The following is a 3,855-nucleotide window of genomic DNA, read 5'->3' on the forward strand; positions in this document are numbered from 1 at the left end:
CGCCGCCGTGATGGCGGTGGTCAAGGCCGACGGCTACAGCCACGGTGCCGTCGAAGTCGCACACGCCGCAGTCGCAGCGGGGGGCGCACGAGCTCGGCGTCACCACCATCGGTGAGGCCCTCGAACTCCGCGCTGCCGGTGTGACGGTCCCGGTGTTGGCGTGGTTGCACCGAACGGACTCCGATTTCGCGGCGGCGATCGCCGAGCAGGTGGGGATCGGGGTCTCCACGCTGCCCAGCTGGACGCCGTGGTCGAAGCAGCACGCCGAGTCGGTTCCACCGCTGATCTCTCGCTCAAGATCGATACCGGGCTCAATCGCAACGGGGTCGCGGAATCGGATCTCGACGTCGTACTCGACGCCACTGCGGCCGCCGTCGCGGAGGGCGCAGTGAGATTGACCGGAATGTTCTCGCATTTGGCCTGCTCGGACGAACCGGCGCACCCCGCCAATGACGCCCAGGCCGAGCGGCTTCGCGACGCGGTGCGGCGCGCCACCCGACGCGGAACGCCTCCCGCCGTCGTGCACCTGTCCAACTCGGCAGCCACGCTGACCAGACCCGATCTCGGTTTCGACCTGGTCCGCCCGGGTATTGCCCTGTACGGCTTGTCGCCGGTCCCCGAGCTGGGAACGTTCGGGTTGCGCCCGGTCATGACGCTATCGGCGCAGGTTGCGAACATCAAGAAGGTGAGCGAGGGTGAGTCTGTGTCCTACGGCTACACCTGGACCGCTTCCGCCGACACCGTGGTTGCACTCGTCGCACTCGGATACGCCGACGGGGTCGTTCGCCGCCTCAGCGGGCGGTTCGAGGTGACCATCGCAGGTCGTCGCTATCCCTCGGTGGGACGAGTGTGCATGGATCAATTCGTTGTCGACCTCGGTGGTGACCGCTCGGGTGTCGCGGTCGGCGACGAGGCGCTACTGTTCGGATCAGGGGACAGGGGAGAGGCGCACGCTCAGGATTGGGCGGATGCGCTCGAGACAATCAGCTACGAAGTCGTCACCGGCGTTCGTGGACGCGTCCGACGACGGTTCGTCGGCGCTCGCGCAGGGGAGGCGACGATCTAGATCATGCTCGGATTGCTGGAGAGTATTGCGATTGTGGTGCGCGAGACGGCGTTCCGGTCCAACAAGGACCCGCTGGCCACCGAGAACCTCGACCTGATGGACGCCGATCGCGGCAGTATCGTGACCGCGGACGACGGTGTGCCGCTCGCGGTACGCGAAGTGGGTCCGTCGGACGCCGAGACCACCGTGATCTTCGTCCACGGCTACTGCCTGCGCACGTCGTCGTGGCATTTTCAGCGCCGCGCCCTCGAACAGCAGTGGGGCTCTGCGGTTCGCATGGTCTTCTACGACCAGCGCGGTCATGGACGTTCGGGAGTCCCGAGCCCGGAGAGTTGCACCATCGGCCAGCTCGGCCTCGATCTCGATGCGGTGATTCGCTCGGTGGTACCCAAGGGGCGCATCGTTCTGGTCGGGCACTCGATGGGCGGAATGTCGATCCTGTCCATGGCGCGGCAACGATCGGACGTGCTCCGTCAGCGAGTCATCGGCGCAGTCCTGATCTCGACGACAGCTGCCGGTCTCGCGCAGTCCGGGGTGGGTCGTAGTCTGCAGAATCCGGCGGTCGACGCGTTCCGGCTCGCGGTGCGGACGTCGCCCGGCTTCGTGCAGTTCGGTCGCGGTGCTGTGCGTGCGCTCATCTCACCGGTACTGCGCGCGGCGTCCTACGGGACCAGGGTGTCTCCGCGCCTGGTGGCGTTCTCGCAGTCGATGATCGACGACACCTCCGTCGTCACGATCGTCAATTTCCTCGAGACGCTCGAGTTGCACGACGAGTCCGAGGCCCTGCTGGAATTCGAGAACATTCCGGTGTCGGTGGTGTGTGGCGACGAGGATTGGATCATTCCGTTCGCCAGCTCGGAGGCTCTGGCTCAGGCTCTGCCGCGTTCGGAGATGGTGCGTGTGCGCCAGGGTGGGCATCTGGTCCAGCTCGAATTCCCCGAACAGGTCAACGGCGCGATACAGCGTCTCGTGGCACGGGCAACGGAGGCCGCGGGCAAGAAGCGACGGTGGGGCGTTGTCTGACGATCCGCTGACTCTACCGGTGGACGTCGAATTGGTCACTGCCGCAGACACTGCCGAGTTCGGTACCCGGCTTGCGGACGTGCTGGTCGCCGGTGATCTGGTGATTCTCGACGGCCCGCTCGGGGCCGGAAAGACCGCCATGACCAAGGGGATTGCGGCCGGACTCGGTGTGCAGGGCCGCGTCACCTCGCCGACGTTCGTCATCGCCCGCGAGCATCGGCCCGGCTCACGGCCCCATGGATTGCCGCCGGTTGCGCTGGTCCACGTCGATGCATATCGGCTCGGGATGACGGGGCAGTCGGCGGTCGACGAACTCGATGCCCTCGACCTCGATACCGACCTCACCGATGCCGTCGTCGTGGTCGAGTGGGGCGAGGGATTGGTCGAGAAGCTGACGGACGGCCATGTGTCGGTTCGTCTGACTCGTGATCCGGACTCCGACGTTCGGCGCGTGACGGTGAGTCGGGTGCACAGCGGGGTGGATCCGCGCGAGCGGCCCTGACCGGGTACCGGGTGCGCGGCCGTATCCCCGGTGACGGGTAATCTGAAATATCGTGCTTGTACTTGCCGTCGACACCTCGACCCCCGCCGTCACCGCAGGTGTGGTGAGCCTGACAGAGCCCGCCGACGGTGCAGTGACCACCACGCTCGCCACCCGGGTTCGGGTGGACGCTCGATCGCATGCAGAAATTCTGACGCCCAACATTCTCGAGTGCTTGGCAGAGGCCGGCATCACCGCGGCCGAGTTGGAGGCCGTCGTCGTCGGCGTCGGCCCCGGGCCCTACACCGGCCTACGGGTGGGAATGGCGACGGCCGCGGCGTTCGGTGACGCACTCGGTCTTGCGGTGTACGGCGTCTGCAGTCTCGACGCCATCGCCGCAGATGTCTCCGAGCCCGGATCGCTGTTGGTGGTGACCGATGCGCGCCGACGCGAAATCTATTGGGCGCGTTACGAAGCCGGAGTGCGGGTGGCTGGGCCCGACGTTCTCGCCCCGGCCGAACTGGATCCCTTCGGCGTCGACGCGGTGGCCGGATCGGCACCGCATGCTGCGGCTTTCGAGCTTCCGATCCGTGATGTGCAGGCACCGTCTCCGGCCGGGTTGGTCGCGGCTGCTGCCGCCGATATCGGCAGCGGTATCGTCCCGGGCCCTCTCGTCCCGTTGTACCTGCGCCGCCCCGACGCCAAGACGCTCGACGAGCGCGCCGCAGCGAAGGCTTCGAAGTGACGGTGTCGATCGAGTCGATGACGGCGGCGGACGCTGCTCGGTGCGCGTATCTCGAGACCGTGCTGTTCCCGGGTGACGACCCGTGGGCCGAGGATGCATTCATCGCGGAACTGGCGGCGCCACACAATCACTACGTCACCGCGCGGGAAGACGGTGAGGTCGTCGGCTACGCAGGCATCTCGCTGTTGGGGCAGCCGAGCCGCGGAGCATTCGTCGTCGGAGAGTCCGAGGTGCACACCATCGGTGTCGACCCGTCGCATCACCGCAGAGGTATCGGCGGGAAACTGCTGGGCGAATTGCTGCGCGTGGCCGACGAGCACGGTGGGCCGGTCTTTCTGGAGGTCCGCACCGACAACGAGCCCGCCATCGAGTTGTACCGACGCGAAGGGTTCGAGATCGTGGGCACCAGGGCGAAGTACTACCAACCGAGCGGGGCGGATGCCTTCACCATGCGTCGGTCCGAGAAGACAGAAGGATCAACTCGATGATCGTTATGGGTATCGAAAGTTCCTGCGACGAAACAGGAGTCGGGATCGTCCG

At 66.6% G+C, this 3,855-nt stretch carries 4 protein-coding genes and 1 pseudogene; all 5 read left to right on the forward strand.

All coding sequences use genetic code 11. The features are described from left to right. Positions 1-1,066, forward strand: a pseudogene (gene alr, locus RHBS_RS25395) (alanine racemase); the annotation flags it as partial. 3 nt (positions 1,067-1,069) lie between these two features. Beyond that, positions 1,070-2,089, forward strand: coding sequence for an alpha/beta fold hydrolase (locus RHBS_RS25400; RefSeq protein WP_121870417.1), 1,020 nt, complete (start codon positions 1,070-1,072; stop codon positions 2,087-2,089). Next, the gene (tsaE, locus tag RHBS_RS25405) at positions 2,082-2,591 is read left to right on the forward strand and encodes a tRNA (adenosine(37)-N6)-threonylcarbamoyltransferase complex ATPase subunit type 1 TsaE (RefSeq protein WP_121870416.1); all 510 of its coding nucleotides are present in this window, start codon (positions 2,082-2,084) and stop codon (positions 2,589-2,591) included. Before RHBS_RS25400 ends, tsaE begins: the two co-directional genes overlap by 8 nt. A 52-nt stretch (positions 2,592-2,643) precedes the next feature. Continuing rightward, positions 2,644-3,315 (forward strand): tRNA (adenosine(37)-N6)-threonylcarbamoyltransferase complex dimerization subunit type 1 TsaB, encoded by a 672-nt coding sequence (gene tsaB / locus RHBS_RS25410; RefSeq protein WP_121870415.1) that lies wholly within the window; start codon positions 2,644-2,646, stop codon positions 3,313-3,315. After that, positions 3,312-3,803: a ribosomal protein S18-alanine N-acetyltransferase gene (gene rimI, locus RHBS_RS25415; RefSeq protein WP_121870414.1), complete on the forward strand. Its 492-nt coding sequence runs from the start codon at positions 3,312-3,314 to the stop codon at positions 3,801-3,803. Before tsaB ends, rimI begins: the two co-directional genes overlap by 4 nt. The last annotated feature ends 52 nt before the right edge of the window (positions 3,804-3,855 follow it).

The sequence above is a fragment of the Rhodococcus sp. BS-15 genome, from assembly GCF_000813105.1.
In the GTDB taxonomy this organism is placed as follows: domain Bacteria; phylum Actinomycetota; class Actinomycetes; order Mycobacteriales; family Mycobacteriaceae; genus Rhodococcoides.